Annotated in this window: 26 protein-coding genes; 13 read left to right on the forward strand and 13 right to left on the reverse strand. The window is 65.3% G+C overall.

The window, feature by feature from the left end; translation table 11 throughout:
• Position 1 precedes the first annotated feature (1 nt).
• Positions 2 to 988 carry an NAD(P)H-dependent flavin oxidoreductase gene (locus ACZY1G_RS16485; RefSeq protein ID WP_463812900.1) on the forward strand — a complete coding sequence of 329 codons (987 nt, stop codon included), beginning with the start codon at positions 2 to 4 and terminating at the stop codon, positions 986 to 988.
• Between the two features lie 7 nt (positions 989 to 995).
• Here the strand turns inward: ACZY1G_RS16485 and ACZY1G_RS16490 are convergent, their stop codons facing one another.
• Both ACZY1G_RS16490 and ACZY1G_RS16495 read right to left on the reverse strand, forming a co-directional pair.
• Positions 996 to 1,412, reverse strand: a complete 417-nt coding sequence (locus ACZY1G_RS16490; protein WP_463822973.1) for a pyridoxamine 5'-phosphate oxidase family protein — start codon at positions 1,410 to 1,412, stop codon at positions 996 to 998.
• Entirely contained in the window at positions 1,409 to 2,245 is an 837-nt protein-coding gene (locus tag ACZY1G_RS16495; protein WP_463822974.1) for an NAD(P)H-binding protein, read from the reverse strand. The genes ACZY1G_RS16490 and ACZY1G_RS16495 overlap by 4 nt, the downstream gene beginning before the upstream one ends.
• Positions 2,246 to 2,327: 82 nt before the next feature.
• On the opposite strand from ACZY1G_RS16495, the gene ACZY1G_RS16500 reads away from it, so the two are divergent.
• Positions 2,328 to 3,269 carry an AraC family transcriptional regulator gene (locus ACZY1G_RS16500; protein WP_463822975.1) on the forward strand — a complete coding sequence of 314 codons (942 nt, stop codon included), beginning with the start codon at positions 2,328 to 2,330 and terminating at the stop codon, positions 3,267 to 3,269.
• Positions 3,270 to 3,461: 192 nt separating this feature from the next.
• Here ACZY1G_RS16500 and hchA read toward each other — a convergent pair whose 3' ends face one another.
• The 3 genes from hchA to ACZY1G_RS16515 all read right to left on the reverse strand — a co-directional run bounded on the left by hchA (position 3,462) and on the right by ACZY1G_RS16515 (position 5,099).
• A complete protein-coding gene (hchA, locus tag ACZY1G_RS16505; RefSeq protein WP_463822976.1) occupies positions 3,462 to 4,343 on the reverse strand; it encodes a glyoxalase III HchA in 882 nt (293 codons plus the stop codon).
• A gap of 71 nt (positions 4,344 to 4,414) precedes the next feature.
• Positions 4,415 to 4,801 carry a VOC family protein gene (locus ACZY1G_RS16510; protein WP_463812906.1) on the reverse strand — a complete coding sequence of 129 codons (387 nt, stop codon included), beginning with the start codon at positions 4,799 to 4,801 and terminating at the stop codon, positions 4,415 to 4,417.
• Positions 4,782 to 5,099: an ArsR/SmtB family transcription factor gene (locus ACZY1G_RS16515; RefSeq protein WP_463812907.1), complete on the reverse strand. Its 318-nt coding sequence runs from the start codon at positions 5,097 to 5,099 to the stop codon at positions 4,782 to 4,784. The genes ACZY1G_RS16510 and ACZY1G_RS16515 overlap by 20 nt, the downstream gene beginning before the upstream one ends.
• Before the next feature lie 189 nt (positions 5,100 to 5,288).
• Here ACZY1G_RS16515 and ACZY1G_RS16520 point away from each other — a divergent pair, with 189 nt between their 5' ends.
• Complete coding sequence (locus ACZY1G_RS16520) at positions 5,289 to 5,573, forward strand: hypothetical protein (protein WP_463822977.1); 285 nt, start codon at positions 5,289 to 5,291, stop codon at positions 5,571 to 5,573.
• A 30-nt stretch (positions 5,574 to 5,603) separates the two neighbouring features.
• Here the strand turns inward: ACZY1G_RS16520 and ACZY1G_RS16525 are convergent, their stop codons facing one another.
• Complete coding sequence (locus ACZY1G_RS16525) at positions 5,604 to 6,092, reverse strand: MarR family winged helix-turn-helix transcriptional regulator (RefSeq protein WP_463812909.1); 489 nt, start codon at positions 6,090 to 6,092, stop codon at positions 5,604 to 5,606.
• A 19-nt stretch (positions 6,093 to 6,111) separates the two neighbouring features.
• On the opposite strand from ACZY1G_RS16525, the gene ACZY1G_RS16530 reads away from it, so the two are divergent.
• The 3 genes from ACZY1G_RS16530 to ACZY1G_RS16540 all read left to right on the forward strand — a co-directional run bounded on the left by ACZY1G_RS16530 (position 6,112) and on the right by ACZY1G_RS16540 (position 8,608).
• On the forward strand, positions 6,112 to 6,822 hold the full coding sequence (locus tag ACZY1G_RS16530; RefSeq protein ID WP_463822978.1) for an FMN-dependent NADH-azoreductase: 711 nt from the start codon (positions 6,112 to 6,114) through the stop codon (positions 6,820 to 6,822).
• 45 nt (positions 6,823 to 6,867) lie between these two features.
• Positions 6,868 to 7,377 carry a cupin domain-containing protein gene (locus ACZY1G_RS16535; protein ID WP_463812911.1) on the forward strand — a complete coding sequence of 170 codons (510 nt, stop codon included), beginning with the start codon at positions 6,868 to 6,870 and terminating at the stop codon, positions 7,375 to 7,377.
• Positions 7,378 to 7,477: 100 nt separating this feature from the next.
• On the forward strand, positions 7,478 to 8,608 hold the full coding sequence (locus ACZY1G_RS16540; protein ID WP_463822979.1) for an ElyC/SanA/YdcF family protein: 1,131 nt from the start codon (positions 7,478 to 7,480) through the stop codon (positions 8,606 to 8,608).
• Positions 8,609 to 8,621: 13 nt separating this feature from the next.
• On the opposite strand, the gene ACZY1G_RS16545 is transcribed toward ACZY1G_RS16540, so the two are convergent.
• The 4 genes from ACZY1G_RS16545 to ACZY1G_RS16560 form a co-directional block, all read right to left on the reverse strand.
• Positions 8,622 to 9,452, reverse strand: coding sequence for an acyl-CoA thioesterase domain-containing protein (locus ACZY1G_RS16545; RefSeq protein ID WP_463822980.1), 831 nt, complete (start codon positions 9,450 to 9,452; stop codon positions 8,622 to 8,624).
• A 139-nt stretch (positions 9,453 to 9,591) separates the two neighbouring features.
• Positions 9,592 to 10,404: a MerR family transcriptional regulator gene (locus ACZY1G_RS16550; RefSeq protein ID WP_463812914.1), complete on the reverse strand. Its 813-nt coding sequence runs from the start codon at positions 10,402 to 10,404 to the stop codon at positions 9,592 to 9,594.
• Between the two features lie 119 nt (positions 10,405 to 10,523).
• The gene (locus ACZY1G_RS16555) at positions 10,524 to 11,687 is read right to left on the reverse strand and encodes an MFS transporter (RefSeq protein ID WP_463822981.1); all 1,164 of its coding nucleotides are present in this window, start codon (positions 11,685 to 11,687) and stop codon (positions 10,524 to 10,526) included.
• Entirely contained in the window at positions 11,684 to 12,475 is a 792-nt protein-coding gene (locus tag ACZY1G_RS16560; protein WP_463822982.1) for an alpha/beta fold hydrolase, read from the reverse strand. Before ACZY1G_RS16560 ends, ACZY1G_RS16555 begins: the two co-directional genes overlap by 4 nt.
• 73 nt (positions 12,476 to 12,548) lie before the next feature.
• On the opposite strand from ACZY1G_RS16560, the gene ACZY1G_RS16565 reads away from it, so the two are divergent.
• Complete coding sequence (locus ACZY1G_RS16565) at positions 12,549 to 12,944, forward strand: MerR family transcriptional regulator (RefSeq protein WP_463822983.1); 396 nt, start codon at positions 12,549 to 12,551, stop codon at positions 12,942 to 12,944.
• Positions 12,945 to 12,951: 7 nt separating this feature from the next.
• Here ACZY1G_RS16565 and ACZY1G_RS16570 read toward each other — a convergent pair whose 3' ends face one another.
• Positions 12,952 to 13,821 carry a TIGR03620 family F420-dependent LLM class oxidoreductase gene (locus ACZY1G_RS16570; protein WP_463822984.1) on the reverse strand — a complete coding sequence of 290 codons (870 nt, stop codon included), beginning with the start codon at positions 13,819 to 13,821 and terminating at the stop codon, positions 12,952 to 12,954.
• A 138-nt stretch (positions 13,822 to 13,959) separates the two neighbouring features.
• Between ACZY1G_RS16570 and ACZY1G_RS16575 the strand changes: the two genes are divergently transcribed.
• The 4 genes from ACZY1G_RS16575 (at position 13,960) to ACZY1G_RS16590 (ending at position 16,800) form a co-directional block, all read left to right on the forward strand.
• Positions 13,960 to 14,298 (forward strand): nuclear transport factor 2 family protein, encoded by a 339-nt coding sequence (locus ACZY1G_RS16575; protein ID WP_463822985.1) that lies wholly within the window; start codon positions 13,960 to 13,962, stop codon positions 14,296 to 14,298.
• A complete protein-coding gene (locus tag ACZY1G_RS16580; RefSeq protein WP_463822986.1) occupies positions 14,295 to 15,134 on the forward strand; it encodes an SDR family NAD(P)-dependent oxidoreductase in 840 nt (279 codons plus the stop codon). Before ACZY1G_RS16575 ends, ACZY1G_RS16580 begins: the two co-directional genes overlap by 4 nt.
• 46 nt (positions 15,135 to 15,180) lie before the next feature.
• A complete protein-coding gene (locus ACZY1G_RS16585; protein ID WP_463822987.1) occupies positions 15,181 to 15,732 on the forward strand; it encodes a YaeQ family protein in 552 nt (183 codons plus the stop codon).
• A gap of 156 nt (positions 15,733 to 15,888) precedes the next feature.
• Positions 15,889 to 16,800 (forward strand): LysR family transcriptional regulator, encoded by a 912-nt coding sequence (locus ACZY1G_RS16590; RefSeq protein WP_463812922.1) that lies wholly within the window; start codon positions 15,889 to 15,891, stop codon positions 16,798 to 16,800.
• A gap of 12 nt (positions 16,801 to 16,812) precedes the next feature.
• Here the strand turns inward: ACZY1G_RS16590 and ACZY1G_RS16595 are convergent, their stop codons facing one another.
• Both ACZY1G_RS16595 and ACZY1G_RS16600 read right to left on the reverse strand, forming a co-directional pair.
• Positions 16,813 to 17,109, reverse strand: coding sequence for a YciI family protein (locus ACZY1G_RS16595; RefSeq protein ID WP_463822988.1), 297 nt, complete (start codon positions 17,107 to 17,109; stop codon positions 16,813 to 16,815).
• 48 nt (positions 17,110 to 17,157) lie between these two features.
• Entirely contained in the window at positions 17,158 to 18,042 is an 885-nt protein-coding gene (locus tag ACZY1G_RS16600; protein WP_463822989.1) for an NAD(P)-dependent oxidoreductase, read from the reverse strand.
• Positions 18,043 to 18,378: 336 nt separating this feature from the next.
• On the opposite strand from ACZY1G_RS16600, the gene ACZY1G_RS16605 reads away from it, so the two are divergent.
• The gene (locus ACZY1G_RS16605) at positions 18,379 to 19,773 is read left to right on the forward strand and encodes an MFS transporter (protein WP_463822990.1); all 1,395 of its coding nucleotides are present in this window, start codon (positions 18,379 to 18,381) and stop codon (positions 19,771 to 19,773) included.
• Between the two features lie 40 nt (positions 19,774 to 19,813).
• On the forward strand, positions 19,814 to 21,334 hold the full coding sequence (locus tag ACZY1G_RS16610) for a CoA-acylating methylmalonate-semialdehyde dehydrogenase (RefSeq protein ID WP_463822991.1): 1,521 nt from the start codon (positions 19,814 to 19,816) through the stop codon (positions 21,332 to 21,334).
• Positions 21,335 to 21,371 lie beyond the last annotated feature (37 nt).

Here is a 21,371-nt window from a genome sequence, read left to right on the forward strand (position 1 = left end):
CATGGCCCTTCCCGACATCCTGCGTGACAATCTCGCCCTGCCCGCCGTCGCGGCCCCACTGTTCCTCTGCTCCGGACCGGAGTTGGTGATCGCGCAGTGCAGCGCCGGCGTCGTGGGATCCTTCCCAGCACTCAACGCCCGCCCGGCCTCCGTGGTGCGCGAGTGGCTGGAACAGATCACCACCGCGTTGGACGGCCGGCGCCGTGAGCATCCCGACGCGGTGACGGCTCCGTTCGCGGTGAACCAGATCGTGCACAAGTCCAATGAGCGACTCGAGGAGGACGTGCAGGCGTGCATCGACTTCAAGGTCCCCGTCGTGATCACTTCGCTGGGTGCCCGTGCCGACGTCAACGACGCCATCCATTCCTACGGCGGCATCGTGCTGCACGACGTCATCAACGACAGGTTCGCGCGCAAAGCCATCGAGAAGGGCGCTGACGGTCTGATCGCCGTGGCTGCGGGGGCGGGCGGGCACGCCGGCACCATCTCGCCGTTCGCGCTCGTGCAGGAGATCCGTGCGTGGTTCGACGGGCCGCTGCTGCTGTCCGGCGCCATCGGGCACGGTCGGTCCATCCTGGCCGCCCAGGCCGCCGGTGCCGATCTCGCCTACATCGGATCGGCCTTCCTGGCCACGACCGAAGCTCGCACCGAGGACGCCTACAAGCAGATGGTCACCACCAGCGGTGCCAGCGACATCGTGTACTCGAACCTCTTCACCGGTGTGCACGGCAATTATCTGCGCGGCTCCATCGAGGCAGCGGGGCTGGATCCCGAGAACCTGCCCGAATCCGATCCGTCGACAATGGATTTCGGGTCCGGCGGGAACACCGATGCCAAAGCGTGGAAGGACATCTGGGGTGCCGGACAGGGCATCGGACCCATCCGGGAGGTGGTCTCCACGGCCGAGCTGGTGGCGCGGTTGAGCGAGGAGTACGCAGCCGCTCGCGCCCAGTTGTTCGCCGAGGAGCTCGCCTCAGCCGGCGTCTGATGCGGGGTCACATCGCATAGCGATGGACTGTCACAGGGTGGATGACGATCCGGACCCATTGTTCGTGCAGCATCTCGGCGAGATCGTTTGCGCGAGTGGGGTCGTCGATTTTCCAGTAACGTGCGGCGAGTCGCTCGAGCAGGGCCTCAGCGCCGTCGTCGGCAACCGTCGCCGTTCCCGTCACCGACACCCACCGTTCGCGTTCACCCACCGGGGCGGTCACGACGAGCGAGACGCGCGGGTCCCGTCGCAATCTGCGAACCCGCACGGTGTCGGGTGCGCTGAACAGCTGGATCTCGTCGGCGTCTGTGACCTCGAACCACACCGGTCGCGGCTGCGGTGGCAGCGGACCATCTGCCGTGGACAAGAATCCGTAGAGCGGGCGGCGCAGCAACTGCAGGTCGTTCTCCGTCAGCTGGTTCATCGCGTCCAGGCCCCCGTCACCGCGACGCGCAGGACATAGTCCTCGAACGTCCGGGCCGGGCGCCCCAGAACAGCAGCGACGTCGTCCGTGGGCTCCGAGATCAGACCTCGCCCCATCAGCTCGAACATCTCGGCGACGTGTTCGGCGTCGCCTCGATCGAGGCCCTGGGCGAGCAGCGTATCGACGTACTCCTCAGGGGTGATTCTTCGATAGGACATCGGCCGGTCCGCGGCGCGCGAGATGGCTGCGACAGCGTCGGCGAAGGTGATCGAGCGAGGCCCGCTCAACTCGTAGACGCGGCCGCGGTGCCGGCCGGGGTCGGTGAGCACGGTAACGGCGACATCGGCGACGTCATCGAGGTCGATGAACGGTTCACCGACATCGCCTGCCGGCAGCGCCAATTCCCCGTCGAGAAGTGGCGCGTGCCAGAGCTCTTCGTCGAAGTTCTGCGCGAAGTTGTTGGGCCGCAGGATGGTCCACGAGAGGTCCGCGGCGCGCACCGCGTCCTCGGCGTCGCGCATGTCACGACCGAACGTCGAGTCACCCCAGTCATCGGCGCCGCGCCCCGACAAGAGGACGAGGTGCCGCACGCCCGCGTCCGCAGCCTGCGAGACGAAGTCGTGGACCGGGCCGGGTACCGACGGCGCGACGACGTAGACGGCGGTCACGCCGTGCAGCACCGCGTTCCAGCCGCTCGGCGCGGCCCAGTCGAACGGAATGGCGCTGCGTCGCGACGCGGCGCGGACCGGCACACCTCTGAGCCGGAGTCGGGCCGCGACCCGACGTCCAGACTTGCCGCTCGCGCCGAGAACCAGAGTGGTCGAAGTAGTCATGTTGTCGAGTCAACCCCGCGGCGTTGGACGAGTACATGGGTTGGAGTCCGAAATACCTGTTCAATCGTCTAGCCTCGACGATATGGATGCGTTCGGTGATCTGTTCCGCGGCGTACGAGCGCACGGCTCGTTGTTCGGAAGTTCTCTTCTGACGCCGCCGTGGTCGCTGCACTTCGTCGATGGCGCACCGCTGACGCTGTGCACGGTCCTCGGCGGCGGCGGATGGATCGTCCCCGAGAACGGCCCGCCGCAACGCCTCGACTCCTATGAGACGGTCATTGTTCGCGGCCCCGACACCTTCACATTCGTCGATGCTCTCGACACGACAGCCGAACCGGTGGCCTGCGGTGAATTCTGCGCGACACCCGAGCAGGGTGGCACCCGACACCGCCTCGGTTGGGTTGATTCTGGAAAGAATTCCGGTGCAAGCACATTGATCGTGGGCGCCTATCCTCTGCGCGGCGAGATCAGCCGGCGACTGCTGGAGGCCTTGCCGGTCGTCGTGCACGTCGGCGCAGGCGGGACCGGTGACGCTGTCCTCGATCATCTCGCCGAGGAGGTCGCCGCTGATGTGCCGGGACAGCAGGTGGTGCTCGATCGGCTCTTGGACTGGATGCTGGTGTGCACCATCCGCGGGTGGTTCGACCGACCCGGCGGTGAACCGCCGACCTGGTGGGTCGCGCAGCGCGATCCGGTGGTCGGCGACGCGCTGCGCCTGCTGCACGACGATCCCGCCGCGCCGTGGACAGTGGCGATGCTGGCTGAACGCATCGGGGTGTCTCGGTCGACGCTCGCGAGACGCTTCAGTGAGCTGATGGGCGAGGCGCCGCTCACCTACCTCACACGATGGCGGATGGCTCTGGCGATGGATCGGTTGACCGACGAACCGGATCTTCCCATCGCCCAGGTGGGACGCGCCGTCGGTTATACGGATCCGTTCGCGTTCAGTGCGGCGTTCAAGCGAGTGCGGGGTGTCAATCCTCGTGACTTCCGTCGCGCCGCGCGCTCGGTGTCCCCACGGTGACGTGGCTCCTGGCAGATGCTGCGAAAGCTGTTATCAGCGGACCTGTTTCACCCGAGCGCCACCCCGGTGCCGGCCGGCAGGCGCCCCGGGTGTTCGGTTGGTCAACGTGGCCGTGACCGACGACATCGACGGTGCTCGGACAGTGGCCGCCGGGGGCTTAGCGATCTATGTCCAGGTGCCGTCCTATCAACGCTAGCTCGTGCCGTTCACCGCCTTCACCAGAACGTCGGCCGCGAGCAGGCCGAGATTGTTCGCTGCCAGTGGGCTGTCTCCGCTGAGCAACGTGCGATCTTGATGCACCCGGCCGGTCATGTCGTCATTGAGCACCGTGATTCCCTGTGCCTCCAGCGACTCTGCCAACAACCACTGTAGATGCCCGGGGATGTAGCCCATGTCGACGTTGGCGCCCTCATCGAGCGCATCCGGGAACACACACATCGAGTAACCCCTGAACGGTGACTCACGACCGTCACGACCGACCGACAGCAACGCAGCCGGCCCGTGACACAACGTGATGATGTATCTGTCACGCGCCAAGGCCCAATCCAGCGTCTGTGCCACCGACTCTGCGTCCGGGAACCCGACGAGCGCTCCGTGACCACCGGGAATGAACACCGCCAGATAGTCGGAGTCCTCGCCGAGCTCATGTGCGACGACATCGGCCAGCTTTTTCGGCTGCTGCATTTTGGGCTTGAGTCTCTCGTAGGCCTCGGGAACGGTCTCGTCCTCACCCGGCATCGCCCACCACTCCAGCTTGGCCGGGTAACCGGTCACCGTTGCGACGTCCACGTCGAAACCAGCCTCCATCAGGTGGTGAAGCGGCAGCAGCGTTTCCACGGGGTGATTACCGGTGGAGAACAGTTTCCCGTTCTTGCACAGCACATAGCGTTCCTCGGCGGCAATCGCCAAGATCTTCCACCGACCCTCGGTATAGGCACCCTCGTGCTCGACACCGTCGAAATCGGTCCGGGGTGGGACGTACTGCGTCAGCGAGTACGGCGAGGGGAAGAACGCGTTGGCCTCAGCCTCGTCGGGACGGGGCTCGCGGCTCACGGCGTCATCGTTGGCGGTCATCAGTCATCCTTTCTCGTCGATACTCCAACTGTTCGGGAAGCGCCCGTCGATCGCAATGCCCCTGGCGACACTCAGTTCATCTGCTGGATCTGGATGAGGTTGCCGCACGTGTCGTCGAGTACCGCCGTGGTCACCGGCCCCATGGTCGCCGGTTCCTGCGTGAAGTAGACGCCGTGCTCGCGGAGCCGCTCGTACTCGGCGTGGACGTCGTCGACAGCGAAAGCAGTGAACGGGATGCCGTCGGCGACGAGCGCTTCCTTGAACGGCTTCACCGCGGGATGTCCGTCCGGCTCGAGCACGACTTCGGTGCCGTCGGGGTCCTCCGGAGAGACCACAGTGATCCACCGGTGCTCGCCCATCGGGATGTCGTGTTTCGTCTGGAAGCCGAGCACGTCGGTGTAGAACCTCAGCGCCTTGTCCTGCTCGTCGACGAACACGCTAGTCAGGGTGATCTTCACGCCGATTCCTCTCTGTCGGTGTCTTTCCCGTCGTCGTAAGCCATCGCTGGACGATGGGTTCCAGTGGCGCGGTGTCGATGTCGTGGAATTTGAACCGACCTTCACGTCGCGTGGTGACCAAGCCCGCGGCCTCGAGAACGTCGAGGTGCTGCGAGATCGCCTGCCGTGACGAGCCGAGGCCGTGTTTTGACGCGAGTCGTGCACAGATCTCGAACAACGTCTGACCGTTCCGATCGGTCAGTTCGTCGAGAATCGCCCGTCGAGTGGGATCCGCCAACGCCTTGAAGACATCGCCCACCTCGTTCACGATAGGCAAGTAACCACTTGCATGTCAATGGTGAGCCCAGAGGAGGACCACGGGTTCTCCAGCGGGCCGTGCACCGATCTCACTGGCAGCGTAGAGATGTGCGCGAAACCGAGACCTCGAAGAAGATCGCCGTCGTTGGCGCGACCGGACTGATCGGCCGGCGACGCGGTGCGCGCACCGGTGGCGCTCATCCAGACCCTCGACGCCGCTGAGGTGGCCGCGATACTGGCCCGCATCGCCGTCGGTCAGCCGCTGAACTCCATTCACGACGTCGGCGGCCCGGAGAAGATGACCTTCGCCGACATGGCTCGCACCGTTCTTCGTCACCAGGGACGAACACTCGACGCGGTTGACGATCCGTCAGCCACGTACAGCGGGCTGGCGATCGACCACACGACGCTCGTCACGGGCGACGATGCCGAGCTGGGCACCACGCGACTCGAGGACTGGTTGGCGTTGAACTGACCAGGCCGTCTCGCTCGAGGGCTCCCCGGGCTACTGGGCCGCTGGTCGCTTCTGTTCGGTGCCGTCACTCTCGCCGGCAGCGTGCGCCATGGCCTTGCTCAGCAGTTTGTGCAGTGCCGCACGGTCCTTGGTGTTCAACCCGAGGATGCGTTTCTCCAGACGGGAGGTGACCTGTTCGATCGTGGCAAGGCGACGGCGCCCCGCCGCGGTGATCACGACGTTGTGCCGGCGACGGTCCTGTGGCGAGCGTCGCCGCTCGATGAAGCCCTCGGACTCCAGGTCGTTGAGCAGAGCGACGACCCCGGTGGCGTCGATCCCGAGCGCCGAGGGCAGCTCGGATTGCGCCCGCTCACCGAAGTCCCGTAGCAGTGTCAGCGCTATCGCGTGCCGTGTCTTCAACCCGTAGTTGCGGAGATCCTCGTCAGCCTCCACCCGCATGCGTCGAACCAGGTAGTCCATCATCGCGCCCACCATGTTCTCCGGCTCATTCAGATCGTCCGGGTCGGCTGGATCGTCCACCTACAGCACTCTACGGGAATTGGTTGACTATTCGCAATCTAGTGATAGTTTGCGTCTTGCTAACTATCTTGAAAGGAAGATCATGAGTCATCTTCTCCATATCGATTCTTCGGTCCGCGGCCAGGCATCGGTCAGCCGTGCCTTGACTGCGCGCGCCGCTGGTCGCTGGCTTGAAGCGAATCCGCTTGGGACGGTTACCTATCGAGATCTGGCCGCCGATCCTGTGCCCCATCTGGATGCCGAGACCGGGTTGGCGTTGATGACCCCACCCGACCAGCACACCCCAGCTCAGGCCCGCACGTACGCATTGGCCACCATGCTGATCGACGAGATCAAGGCCGCCGACACTGTGATCCTCGGTATGCCGCTGTACAACTTCGCCGCGCCGAGCCTGGTCAAGTCCTGGGTCGATCACATCATCTGCGGTGGCTTGTCGTTCACCCCCGATGGCACGAGCCTGCTCGGCGACACCGAGTTCATCGTGCTGGAAAGCCGCGGCGGCGGTTACAGCCCAGGCACGCCTCGTCACGGCTGGGATCACGCGGAATCCTGGCTGGCTCACGGTGTTTCCATGGCCGGTCTCACACCGCGCCTGATCGTCGCCGAGCTGACCATGGCTGACATGGACGACCGGATGGCCCATGTGAAGCCCCTCGCCGACGACAGCCTCGCGCGCGCCAACGCCGAGATCGATGCCTTGTGGTCCGTCGGCGACGAGAACGTCGCCTAGGCATAGTCGGTCCGAACGACAACTGAGACAGAAAGAGAAAACGTCATGTCGCTCTGGAACCCGAGCAACATCATGGACGTCCCGCCGTACCCGAAGAACCGCTTCGGCGGCGAACCCGAGAACAGCGCCGTGCTGCGGCGCAGCGATGAGGCCGAGGACTACCGCGGCGGACCGTTGAAATTCCATTACCTGGTCGACCAGCAGAAGTCTGCGGGAGACTACGGCCTCTACCGCATCGAGATGGGTCCCCACGCGGGCGGGCCCGGCGCGCACTACCACAGGGCCATCTCCGAGGCGTTCTACGTCCTCTCCGGCGGAATGCGTCTCTACGACGGCGAAAAGTGGGTCGACGCAACGAAAGGTGACTTCCTCTACGTTCCGCCCGGCGGTATCCACGGTTTTCGCAACGAGGCCGACGAGCCGGCTGAGGTACTGGTTCTTTTCGCCCCCGGGGCCCCGCGCGAGACGTACTTCGAGGGCCTGTCACACCTGGCCGGCCTGACCGACGAGGAACGCATCGAGTGGAACCATCGCCACGACAGCTACTTCCTCTGACGGACCGGGCGGACGCCGAACATGCCCGCCGTGATCGGGCATGTTCACCGACTCCGACGGCAAGTAGGTTGGTGACCACAGCCGATCACGGGGGAATCAGATGAAACACTCATACGCGCGCAGGGCGCTGAGCATCCCGGTCGCCATCGCCCTCGCTCTCGGCGGTGCAGCCTGCGCCCACGACAGCGCCGAACCGGCTGCAGCGTCGTCGTCGTCGCCGTCGCCGTCGCCGCCGCCGCCGTCGGCAGACAACGGGAGCACTCACGATCGCGTCGAAACGCTGCTGGACGAGGCGGAGGACGCCTTCGACTCGCCCGCACGGACGTCGTCAGCCGGGAACACCGACAAAACGGTCGACAACATGCAGATCGTCGCCGAGCGCTTGATGCAGGCACACGACCTGGCGCCCTACCGAAACGATCTCCTGTTCAGCGCGGCCTCCGCGCAGATCGCACGCAAGGACGTCGACGCGGCGATCGCGCTCTACAAGACGGCGCTCGACACAGCTCCCAATGATGTTGACGCGCAGTCGTACTTGGCCGGCTGGTCACGCTATCTCGGGCGGCAAGCCGAGGCCGACAACTACATGAATCAGGTCCGAGCGCTGGACCCCGCGCGCGCAGAGCAATTGCAGACGATGTTCGCCACGATCGATCAGAAGGTCGCGACCCCGTTGACCGATACCCTGCCACTGATGCCGGAGCCCGGACTCGGCATCGTCACCCTCGGCTACGCGCTGCACGACGACGGATCGATGGACGACATCTTGATCGACCGCCTCCAGCAGACGAAGGCCGCCGCGCAGCGCTGGCCGACCGCACCCATCATCGTCACCGGCGGCGTCGAGCAATCCGGGCGCACCGAGGGCGAGTCCATGAAGGAGTGGCTGGCGAACAACGGCGTTGCGGCCGAGCGCATTCACGACGAGAACTTCGCGCGCTCCACGGTCGAGAACGCGTCCTACGGCGTCGAGGTGTTGGCGAAACTGCGCGCGACGCATGCACTCGTCATCAGCTCTGCCAGTCACATCCGCCGCGCGCTGACAGTGTTCCAGCTCGCCGCCGCCGACACCCTGGGTAAGGACTACGTCTTCGCAGGTAGCGGAAGCGCCGACAAGCCTCTCGCCGAGCTGGCCACCGCGACTCCCGACGAGCTTCTCTCCATCTATCGCGACGCCTTCAGCTCGATCGGAATGTGGAGTTACCGCAGCGCGCCACTGCTGCGACAGTAGTTGCTCGCGAAACTCAGGAGCGTGGCCGATCTGGTGGGTCGAAGCCGGGATTGACCAGCGCCGTGGCGGAGGCGGTTCCGATCGGCCCCTTCTCATCGACGAGAAGCGCTGTACCCGTGGCGATTCCGCCGTGGCTGTGATGGGTCAGAGCGGCGAGCCCGATGAACGCACCGGAAGGTAAGCGGCTCAGCGAGACCGTGTAATCCGCATTGATGAACGGTAGGCCGTCCTCGCCGAAGCCCGTGATCGAGCTCGCGACATCACCCGCCATCGCCGCGGACCCGAATGGTGTCTTGTCCAAGGCATCGACGATCGGCAGCATGTCGCGGAACCACACGAACTTGGGCCCGCTGTGCGCCCACGCCGCAAGACCGTCTCCGGGATGTGCGTCGTTCCGCCCATAGGAGTACATCAGCATCGGCGCGTCGTCGGAGATCGTTCTGGGCATCGCCGGCAGCGGAGGCATGACCACATCGGCAGACCAGCGTGGCGCAGTCGGCTGCTCACCGGAACGTAGATAGAGGAGGCCGGCTCGGGCGATCGGCTTGCCGTCCTGGGTCATCACGACGTCAGCCAGCAGCAGCCGTCGCCCGGCTCGTACGACTTCGGTGCTGACCGATACCGGCGTCAACGCTGCGGGCCGCATCAGATCGACAGTCAACCGCGCGGGGTGCATACCGGCCGTCTGTCCCGCGAGGTCACGCTCGCCGATGAGGCCCAGCAGCCCCCCGAGGTAGTTGCCGCTGATGGTGTCGCCCCACGGACCGCGCGCCCACTCGGTGGGCACGAAGACCTCGCGACCCGCGTCGTCGGTCTGCAACGCGAAGAACGCTCGGATGCTCATCGCTCCTGACGATAACCTGTGCGGCGAGGATGATCGTGGACAGCCCGGAATGAAGGAGAACCGTTGCCACCCCTCGAAGAGCGGCTCCGGTCTGCGTCACCTCGCCCGCGATGAAACGGCCCGTGACCTCTCGGAGGGGTCATCGGGTGCGGAAGATGGGCCAACAGATTTCGGTGGCGGTGAATCTCGCCGGCTCCAGTGAGCCGCCGAGGTAGTGCTCGCGCGTCGGACCCTGATCGCTGATCAGCTGTTCGTTGGCGTACTTCCCCAGAGCCGCGTAGCTGCGGTCGATGCCCTCGTGATTCCCGGAATGGGTCAGCACGGCATAGTCGGCCGCGGGGAGGACGCGGGCAGAAATACCCTGCGGAGCAGCCGTCGACGGTGGTGCGGGAACGAACAGCGTCGCCTCACCCCGGGAATCGCTGAACAACCCACGGTCGTAGAGACCACCTGGCACGACGGTGGAGCGATCGCTCCCGGCTGTTGCCAGCGCGTCGCCGAGCTGCGTAAGCGCCCCCACGAACCAGGTGTCGATGTCATCGATGTCGATGGTTGCACTCACCGACCACACTGCCAGCGCCCGCTCTTGGCGTACCTCCACAGTTGCGGGAACCCCGACGGGAGCGAGCAATTCACGCAAAGCACCCACGGTGTCACGCGTCTGCTGCAGCTGCTGCTCCATCTGTGCCAGATGCGTCGTGATGATGTCCGTCCGGGCGGCAGCGTCTTCTGTGCTCAGCAGCGCCTTGATGTCGGGGATGGACATGCCCAGGGATCGGAACCGCCGGATGATGTGGGCATGATCGACCTGACTGGTGTCATAGAAGCGGTAGCCGGTGTGCGGATCGATGTGCGCCGGCTCGAGAATGCCGAGATCGTGGTAGTGCCGCAACGCTTTCCGGCTCAGACTCGTCATCAACGAGAAGTCTCCGATCGACACCTGCGCACCCATGGGGTCCTCCTCCTCGATCCGGCGCCCTTCACCGGTTGCGACGATTGTGCAGCTTCCCGCTAGGGGAAGGTCAACAGTTCTTCATGACCGCCTCGGCCAACGCGGATGCGTCATACGCATCAGGTCCGTGATGACGCCGCGCCCATGACACGAAAACCCAGGCGGTGCAGGGCGAGTGCCACCGCGACAGGCGCCAGCCCCGCCAGCGCGCACACCATTAGCCACCGCGGACCCGGGCCGTCGAGGACGACGCCTCCCAGCAGCGAGCCCGCGCTGATACCGATCTGAAAGGCCAGGACGTAGAGCGCCGACGCCATCACCTTGTCTCCCGGCGCGCTGCGCAGCGCTGCGCTCTGCATCGTCGGGGCCACGCACGCCAGCGCAGCCCCCCAGAGGAAGACGCCGACAACGAAGAGCGCGGTGGGCGGCTCCAGAGCGATCACACCGAATGCCACTGCCAGTCCTGCCACCGTCTCCGTGAGCGCGGACGCGACACTGCGGTCGATCTGCCCACCGATCACCGCGACGGCGAGCAGGCCTGCCACGCCGAAACCGATCTGCAAGCCACCGAGCAACCAGGAGCGAAAACCGTACGGCTGCGCCAGGATCGAGAAGAACGTATACGGCACGTAACTGGCGGTGACCAGCAGTACCGTGACGACACAGACACTCACGACACTCCACGGTGGGATCGACGTCTTCTGCTGCGTCGCCGGGTCAACCGGTGGGATTCTCGGCAGGATCACCCAGAGTAGCGCGCCGATCAGCAGTGCCGTCACGGCCAACGTGACGGCCGCGGGGCGCCAACCGACCCACGACGAGAGCCCCGTCATCAGCGGAGCGCCACCCACCAGCGCTGCCGAGCCCCCGAGGAAGACCTGCGCCGTCGCCCGTCCCTGTCGGTCATCGGCCGCCAACGACACCGCGACGATCGGGACGGTCGACCACAGGAGCCCATGGGGGATTGCGGCCACGGCCCTGGCCGCCAAGGCTGATGGCGCATTCGGTGCAGCAGCGAGGGCTGCCTGTGACACCGCGAGGACCATCAGTGCTCCGACGAGCACGACACGACGGTCGAGGCGCCGAGTCGCCATCACCGTCGGCACGATCGCGATCCCCGCAACCACGGCGTAGACGGTGAGCAGTCGGCCGGCTCCGGATTCGGTGGTGTGCAAGTCCGCTGCCAGATCGGGGAGCACTCCGATCGGGAACATCTCAGCGGTGAGGTAGACGAACAGCGCTCCGGCCAGAACCGCCGTGTGAACGGGTGCGGGCGCCTTCACAGTCCGTGTGCGTGCAAGAAGTCGCTGATGTCGTCGATCCACACCGATGCTTCATTCGGTGTGAAGATGTGGCCCGCGTCGGCGTACTCGATGAGGATCGCTCCCGGTGTCACCGCGGCCAGATGCCGTGTCGAGTCCGGAAGCACGATGCGATCCTGCCCGCCGACGAACACGACCGTCGGCACGGCTATTTCGCAGCATGCGTCAACGATGTCGATCGATGCGGCCAGTCGCGCCTGTGCCGCGCCGCCGGCGGGATAGCTCTCGCGCGTGAGCGCGACGGCCGCGTCGGCGCTTGCCCGGTCGAGTCCTGCGAGCACTGCCGGGGAGGACAGGCTGACCAGGTACGCAGCGAGCGCCGCTCGATCCCTGCTCTCGGCAAGCGCGGTCCATGTGTCAACCACCAACCGCAGTTGCTGGTCGGTCTGCGCGAATCCGACGGTCAGGAGAAGGCCCGTCACTCGGTGCGGATGACGAACTGCAGCCGTGACGGCGACGGCTGTACCCAGTGAGAGGCCGAGGATCGGGAACGTCTCGAATCCAGCGTCGACCGCTGCAGCCACCAGCGAGTCGGCGAGAGTGGACAGTTGGAGCGCCGCGGGGTCTTCCGGAGTGGCGCCGGATCCGGGGTAGTTCATTCCGATGAGGGTGCGGGTGGCGGACATGGCGTCGATCACCTGTCCGAAGTTGGCGCCGACGCTTCCACCGGCGCCGTGGGCGAGCACCAGGGGTGAACCGGTTCCGATCCGGGTGACGTCAGCGTGTACGACGGTGTGCGGTGCTGGCATACGCTGGACGCTAAACCTTCACGTGGGTGTGAAGGTCAAGGCTCTTGCGACGACAGTCACACCAGGAGGGTCCGTGAGGATCGGCGAGTTGGCACAACGCTGTGCCGTATCCACCAGGTCGTTGCGGTACTACGAGGAGCAGCAGCTGCTTCAGTCAGACCGCCACTCGAACGGGTATCGCGACTATCCCGAATCGGCCGTCGCATCGGTACGGCGGATTCGCACCCTGATCAACGCCGGGTTCAACGTCGACACCATCCGGAAAGTCCTGCCCTGCCTCGACGGTGACGATGTGGACATGTGCCCTCAACTGGCCGCTGTGATCCGCGAGACGCTGCGCGGCATCGATGATCAGCTGCAGGATCTCGATGCCAAGCGCAGCAAGATCACGGCGCTGCTGTCTGACCACCAACTGCCCACGGCGCAGGGCGATGTCACGCACTCCACCGCGCCGCGTTCTGTGCCGTGACTCGGCGTCATTCGGCACGCGCGCCGGCGGGGCGGTGCTCAGCCAGGAGCCGGAACGCCTGCATTGGTGATGCGGCGTGATCCTCGGTGAACACCTGGATGCAGACGTGGTCGGCGCCGGCTCTCAGGTGTTGGTCGATGCGGGTGTAGATCGCGTCTGGGGAGCCGTGGGCGACCAGAGCGTCGATGAGCGCATCGCTGCCCGATCCTTCGATATCCGCTTCGGTGAAACCGTGCTGGATCAGATTGTTGGTGTAGTTGCGAAGCCCCAGATACGGATACTGCACGGCGGGGCGGCCAACCCTGCGCGCCTCGACATCGTCCTCGATCAGAACAACCTTGTGCTCGGGCGCGAGGAAAGCGCTGCGTCCCATTAGTTCTCTGGCGTATCGCGTATGTGCGGGCACAGTGAGATAAGGGTGCGCACCACGTGTCTTGGCACCGGCCAGCGTGAGCGTCCTGGTTCCCAGTGCGCCGATCACGATCGCCTCTCGCGGCACTCCGCCCTCCAGCAGCGCGTCGACGTACCGGGCCATGCGGTCGTAGGGCTTGTCGTAGCTGTCCCTGGTCTCCGGATGCCCGAGTCCGACGCCGAGAAGCAGGCGAGGACCATGTCGCTCGACGATGCGGTGGTAGTGCCGAGCGACACTGCGGGCTTCGTCCTGCCACATGTTGATGATCGCGCTCGCGATGATCGCCCTCTTCGTCGCAGCAATCATCTGCTCGAAGAAGTTCATGTCGCCGACAGGGGCTGCACCGATGCCCACCCAGATCGTCTGATAGCCCAACTCCTCGAGCGCAGAGGCGTATTCGATTCGCGGGGCGTCCCCGAGCGCCGGGTTGAGCCACGCGCCGTATGTCCCGAACTTCTCATGCATCCGCGTCATCTCCATTCTCATCGGCCAAGGAATGGCCAACGATCACCGTGCGGTCTCCCCCTGGGGAAGGGTCAACACCTCGAATAGATTCGCGGCAGCGCTTGACTCTCCCCTTGGGGGAAGCCCGACGGTGTGGTCATGAAAACAGATTGGGATGCGCTCCCCGACACCGTCACGACATTCATGACCGCACTGGACACCCGAGAGGTCGATCGGGTACTGGCCACGCTGACCGCCGACGCGGTGGTCACCGACGAGGGCCACGACCACAGGGGCCATCAGGACATCGGCGCGTGGGTGGCCACCGCCGCCGGCGAGTACACCTACACCACCGAGATCACCGGCGCGGCCACCACCGACACGACCGTCGACGTCACCCAGCATCTCGAGGGCAACTTCCCCGGCGGTGTCGCCGACCTGCACTACCGATTCTCCTTTGAGGGCTCGAAGATCAGCCGGGTGGTGATCGAGCCATGAGCAAGCGATGGTTCATCACCGGCGGAACCCCCGGAAACTTCGGCGTCGCCTACGCCGAGACGGCCCTCGAGGCCGGCGACCGCGTCGTGCTCACCTCACGCCGTCCGCAGGAGCTCGCGGCGTGGGCCGAGCCCTTCGGCGACCGCGTGCTCGTCGTGGCCATGGACGTCACCGACCCCGCGCAGGTTCAGCAGGCCGTGCGCTCGGCCGAGGAACACTTCGGCGGGATCGACATCCTGGTCCACAACGCCGGCCGTGGCTGGTACGGATCGATCGAGGGAATGGACGATTCGACACTGCGGGCGATGTTCGAGCTGAATTTCTTCGGGGTGCTGTCGGTGACGCGCGCAGTGCTACCCGGCATGCGCGCCCGCGGCGACGGCTGGATCGTCAACGTCTCCTCGGTGGCCGGTCTCGTCGCCGCACCGGGATTCGGCTACTACAGCGCCACGAAGTTCGCGATCGAAGCCATCACCGAAACTCTGCGTGACGAAGTCGCCCCTCAGGGCATCTCCGTGCTGGCCGTCGAACCGGGAGCGTTCCGCACCAACGCCTACACCGGATTCTCCGACGAGCCCGTCAACGAACCCATCCCGGAGTACCACGACATGCTCCAGCAGGTCCGCCAAGTCTTCATCGACATGGACGGCACCCAGCCCGGCGACCCCCACCGCGGTGCCCGTGCCGTCATCGCGGCCATGGCGCTGGACTCGCCGCCCCGGCGGCTGATCCTCGGCAACAGCGGCTACGACGCAGTTGTCGACACGCTCGAGGGCGCATTGGCCGATATTCGCGCGAACGAGACACTGTCGCGCAGTGCGGATTTCCCAGACTGATGACGCGGGAAGCACCGTGAGGGCACACTGTGGTGGACACTGTGGCGTGGCCCTTTCTGCAACGGTGTTCAAAGTCGAGCTCGGCATCTCAGATGTCGATCACGGCTACTACGCCGATCACAGCTTGACCGTAGCCCGCCATCCCAGTGAAACCGATGAACGGATGGTGGTGCGGTTGCTGGCATTCGGGCTGCGGGCACACCGGCTCAGCGACGTCGACGGTGAGTTGACGTTCGGGGCAGGCCTGTCCACCCCTGGCGTACCGGACCTACGGCTCGCCGACTACACGGGGCGAACCTTGGAGTGGATCAGCGTGGGCCAGCCCGACGAACGCGCCTTGGGCAAAGCGGCCAGCCAGGCCGACCAGGTGGCATTGTTCCCGTTCGCCTCGGGCGTCCCCACCTGGTGGAGAACGGTCGGTCCCAAAGTGGCTGGGCTGCAGAACCTGTCAGTGACTCAGATACCGCATCCCCCGGTGCAGCAGCTGGCCCACACCGTCGATCGACGAGTAACCGCGCAGGTGGTGGTGATCGAGGACGAGGTGACGATGACTGTCGGCGGAGTCGACGTCACCTTCACCCCCGAGATTCTGATGTGAAACGGACTCCCTTGCTCGAGTTCGAGAGGAGCCGAGACGAGCCTCAGCCAGTTGCCGGTAACCCGTTGCAATAGCGCAACGAAGTTGACAAACTCATCCGGCAGGTTTGCACTAAGGCAGGTCAGCGTTGTAACTCGATGACGGGATGCCAGCCTCATGAGTAGCTCCAGCCAGCTGCGACAGCTGCGCACAGACGACCTGCGGTACTTCCTGGCGGTTGCCAATCTGGGGCGTCTCGGGGCGGCTGCGGACCAGCTCGGCGTCGATACAAGCACCGTCTCGAGGCGGCTACGAGCGCTGGAGAAGGCCCTGGGGTCCAGTGTGCTCAAGCGCGGCGCGGACGGCTGGGAGCTGACCGACTTCGGTCGGACGATCGCCAGCCAGGCCCGGCCCATCGAGGCCGCCCTCGAAGGTGTCGCGCGTGCCGTGGAAGGCGACCCCGGGGACGTCATCCGGGGCAACTTCCGGCTGACGGTGCCCGACGGGTTCTCAGCAGTCTTTGCCGTACCAGCGATGGCCGCCCTTCGACGTGATCACCCCGAGTTGAACATCGAGATGGTGACGGCCACAAGGCAACTGAATCTGCACCAGTCGGGTTTCGACCTCGCCATCGCGGTCGGGGTGCCTGTGACCAAAAGGCTGTTCACCGAGACACTCGCCGAATACCGGCTCTCGTTCTACGCCACCGATGCCTACCTACAGGAGCACGGCCGGCCGAGCGCGCTCGAGGATCTGAGAGACCACACCCTGATCTTCTATGTCGACTCCCTGCTCCAGGTGGGCGACTTGGACCTGAGTCAGTACGCGCCCGGCATCGACGCACAGTTCACCACCACCAACATCTTCGCCCAACTCGAGGCGGCCGCGTGCGGCGCCGGCATCGCATTGATCCCGAAGTTCATGGCCTTGCGCGTGCCAGACCTGTTGGAGATCACCGATATCGCGAGCCGCACACGACTGCAATTCACCCTGGCGGCGAGACGTGAAGTCCTTTCGCGGCCCGCATTCACCGCGGTGCGCGCCGCCTTGCACCGCGAGGTCTCCGTTCGCGCAGATGAACTCCTCTGACGGTTGCCCAGATCATGTCTGCGCGAGATGCACCGGGTTCATGGAGAGCGTCCAACTGCGGACGCTGCGGTCCGCGATCACGCCTCGTCGATGAAATGGGTCGGCATCCGCGATCTCGGTTGCCCGTTCGAGTGAATCGACGTCGAGCACGAGCAAGCCGCCCGGCGTTCCCGGGCCCCCGAATGGTCCGGCGACGACGAGCTCACCCGTATCGACGAGCCCACGCAGATAGCGCCGATGCTCGGATCGGTGCGTGCCCACGACCTCCTCGTCGTCGACGTATCTGTAGATGACTACGAACAGTGCCATGCGCAATCGCTTTCCGCTGATGTGATCGCCTGGATGACGGACGGCGGCCTAATCGTCAAGGCCCAGAACCAAACCTGTGCAGTCCTTGTGACCCAGCCCCTTTGCGGACGCGCCGGCGAACAGCTTCTGGGCTGCGGCCGCGGTCTCCAACCGGAGGCCGAACTCGGCCGCGGTCGCATTCGCGAGGTACAGGTCTTTATGGATCAGGTCGATCATGAAACCCGGCTCGTACTGGTGTGAACTGGCCGACGTGTCGACCACACCCGGCAGCGGGAACCAGTTGCGGAACACCCAGCTGTCACCCGACGACTCCTTGACGACGTTGAAGTAGACCCGGGGGTCGAGGTTCAATCGCTCTGCTAGTACCGACACTTCACACGCGGCGGCCATTCCCACCGCCATCATCGCGTTGTTCACGACCTTCATCGCCTGCCCGTCGCCACTGGCGCCGACGTGAACTATGTATGTGCCCAACGACTTCAGCAGAGGCTCGACAAGTGCGACGTGCTCGCTGTCACCCCCCAGCATCAGCGTGAGACTGCCATCCACCGCCCCCTCCACCCCACCCGACACCGGCGCGTCCACGAACCCGACGCCGTGCTGCCTCGCCTCCGTGGCCAGAGTCCGCGCTGTCTCGATTCCCGTTGTCGAGCAATCGACGACAACCGAGCCCGCTGACATATGCGCAAACGCACCCTCGGGGCCTCTCATCACGTCGGTCACGACTGCGCCGTTCTGCACCATCGTGAACACAGCGTCGGCGTCACGCACCGCTTCGGCGACGGTGGGAACCACCGTCACGCCGTTCCTGCGCGCTGCATCGCGCGCCCGCTCTGCAATGTCGACACCAAGGACGGTGTGGCCCGCGTCGACCATGTTCTTGGACATCGGAACACCCATGTGGCCCAGGCCAATCCACGCGATCCTGCTCATCATCCACTCCCTTGCACATGGACACCGGTCGCTCCGGTGTCGACGACTCTCTCCCGTCCATGGTCACCAGCCGACAGCACGGACTCAACAGTCAACAGCGCAACACCGTGTTGCAGATCTGCCCGACTCGCGGTGGGCCGGCGCTTTGCATTCGTGCACGTGCCAGTTGTCAGGTTGTTGCTTGTTTGCAGGTGCGTCTGGGTATCGAATGTGATTCGAGGCACGGCCCGCGAGGCGGACTGCCTTCCAGTGAGCGACCGTCACCAGTCGCACAACTGACACCGAGACTCTGCCGTGCTGTGCGTACGGCACCGGACCACTCCGCTGGAGGTAGCGATGACCCACCGAGACAACACCATTGAGATAGGACAGTCGAAGGGTAGGCCCGCCGCCAAAGTCATTGCTGCCTCGACGGCCGGCACCGTCATCGAGTGGTACGACTTCTTCATCTACGGCACGGCAGCGGCGCTCGTCTTCGGTCACGTGTTCTTCCCCAACGCCGGCTCCGAACTCCTCGGCATCATCGCCGCGTTCGGCACATACGCGGTCGGGTTTCTCGCCCGCCCCGTCGGCGGAGTCGTCTTCGGTCACTTCGGGGACACCATCGGTCGCAAGAAACTGTTGCAATGGAGCCTGCTGATCATCGGATTGTGCACGGTGACAATCGGTCTGCTGCCGACATACGACCAAGTCGGCGTCTGGGCGCCAGCCCTGTTGGTGCTGTGCCGGTTCATTCAAGGGTTCGCGCTCGGCGGCGAATGGGGTGGTGCGGTGCTGCTGGTGAGCGAACACGGCGGCGCCGACCGCCGCGGTCTGTGGGCGAGTTTTCCTCAAGCCGCGGTTCCCGCCGGCAATATCCTGGCGACGGCGATGATGGCGCTACTGGCAGCGACGACGAGTTCTGAGCAGTTTCTGGCGTGGGGGTGGCGCGTCGCCTTCCTCGCGTCGGCTGCCCTGGTGCTGGTCGGCTACTTCATTCGGCGCAGCATCGATGATGCACCGGTGTTCAAGGAGGCGATAGCCAAGGCGACGCGCGCCGAGACGCGGCGATCCCCTCTGCGAGATGTGTTGCGGGAACGCCCTCGCGAGCTCCTCACGGCCATGGGGATGCGGCTCGGCGAGAACACCACCTATTACATGGCGGCCTCGTTCACGCTCACCTACCTCAAGGTCGTAGTCGGCGTGGACACCTCCGACGTCCTGGTGGTCATGCTGTTGGCACACGTGATCCACCTCGTCACCGTGCCGATCTGCGGCTACCTGTCGGATCGGCTCGGACGTAAACCCGTGATCGGCGCCGGGGTCGCGCTCGCTACCGTGTGGGCCGTCGCCGTGTTCCCCATGTACGACACCGGAGACACTCGGACGATTCTCGGGGCGCTCATCATGGGTCTCGTGGCGCAGGGTCTGATGTACGGGCCGCAAGCGGCGTACTTCACCGAGATGTTCCCCACGCGGATGCGATACACCGGAATCTCGATCAGCGCACAGGTGACATCGATCTTCGCCGGCGCCGCCGCGCCGATCATCGCCGGGTCTCTACTGGCTGCATACAGCACGTCGACGCCCATCACCGTCTATCTCCTCATCGTGATGGCGGTGACGGCCTGCGCGTTGATCGCCGCTCGTGAGACTCGCGGGGTCGACTACTTCGACATCGACCGAGCCGTGGGTGACGTCCCACCTGCGGACGTACCGGCGCCTGTCGCCCCTACCGGGACCCCGGCGTGAACGTCAGTCCCACAACCACACTCAGACGGAAGGTATTCTCATGATCACGCGTATCCCCCATTTCATCGACGGTAAGCGCAGCGAGCTCGCGTCCACACGGACCGCGGATGTGATGAATCCCAGCACCGGCGAGGTCCAAGCCCAGGTGCTACTCGCCTCCACAGCTGATGTCGACACCGCGGTCGCCTCGGCAGTCGAAGCGCAGAAGGAATGGGCGGCGTGGAACCCGCAACGCCGAGCGCGGGTGATGATGAAGTTCATCGAGCTGGTCAACGCCCACACCGACGAACTCGCCGAACTGCTGTCCCTCGAGCACGGCAAGACCGTCGCCGACTCCAAAGGCGACATCCAGCGCGGCATCGAGGTCATCGAGTTCGCCATCGGCATCCCCCATCTACTCAAAGGTGAGTTCACCGAAGGCGCCGGCGGCGGCATCGACGTCTACTCCATCCGCCAACCCCTGGGCGTCGTCGCCGGCATCACCCCGTTCAACTTCCCCGCGATGATCCCGCTGTGGAAAGCCGGTCCCGCCCTGGCATGCGGGAACGCGTTCATCCTCAAACCCTCCGAGCGCGACCCCTCAGTCCCCCTGCGGCTGGCCGAACTGTTCCTCGAGGCCGGTCTGCCCGCCGGGGTGTTCCAGGTCGTCCAGGGCGACAAGGAAGCCGTCGACGCGATCCTGCACCACCCCGACATCGCCGCCGTCGGCTTCGTCGGGTCCTCCGACATCGCGCAGTACATCTACTCCACCGCCGCCGCCACCGGGAAACGTTCCCAGTGCTTCGGCGGCGCCAAGAACCACATGATCGTGATGCCCGACGCCGATCTCGACCAGGCCGTCGACGCACTCATCGGCGCCGGATACGGCAGCGCCGGGGAGCGGTGCATGGCGATCAGCGTCGCCGTCCCCGTCGGCGAAGAGACCGCGAACCGGCTGCGAAACCGGCTCGTGGAAAGAGTCAACCAGCTGCGCGTCGGGCACAGCCTCGACCCGAAAGCCGACTACGGCCCGCTGGTCACCGCCGCCGCCCTCGAGCGGGTGAAGAGCTACATCGCCGCGGGTGTGGAGGCCGGCGCCGACCTGGTGGTCGACGGCCGCGAACGCGCCACCGACGAACTGTCCTTCGACGACCACAGCCTCGAAGGCGGCTACTTCATCGGCCCCACGCTGTTCGACCACGTCACCACCGACATGAGCATCTACACCGACGAGATCTTCGGCCCCGTGCTGTGCATCGTGCGCGCCCACGATTACGAAGAGGCACTGAGCCTTCCGAGCACCCACGAGTACGGCAACGGTGTCGCGATCTTCACCCGCGACGGCGACGCCGCCCGCGACTTCGTCTCCCGCGTGCAGGTCGGCATGGTCGGGGTCAACGTGCCCATCCCGGTCCCGGTGGCCTACCACACCTTCGGCGGCTGGAAGCGCTCCGGCTTCGGCGACCTCAACCAGCACGGCCCCGCCTCGATCCAGTTCTACACCAAGGTCAAAACCGTCACCGAGCGCTGGCCCTCGGGCATCAAAGACGGCGCCGAATTCGTCATCCCCACCATGACGTGACACGCAGTACTACAAATCACTGAACAACGTACCAACA

The organism is Mycobacterium sp. IDUB_5, from assembly GCF_055419565.1.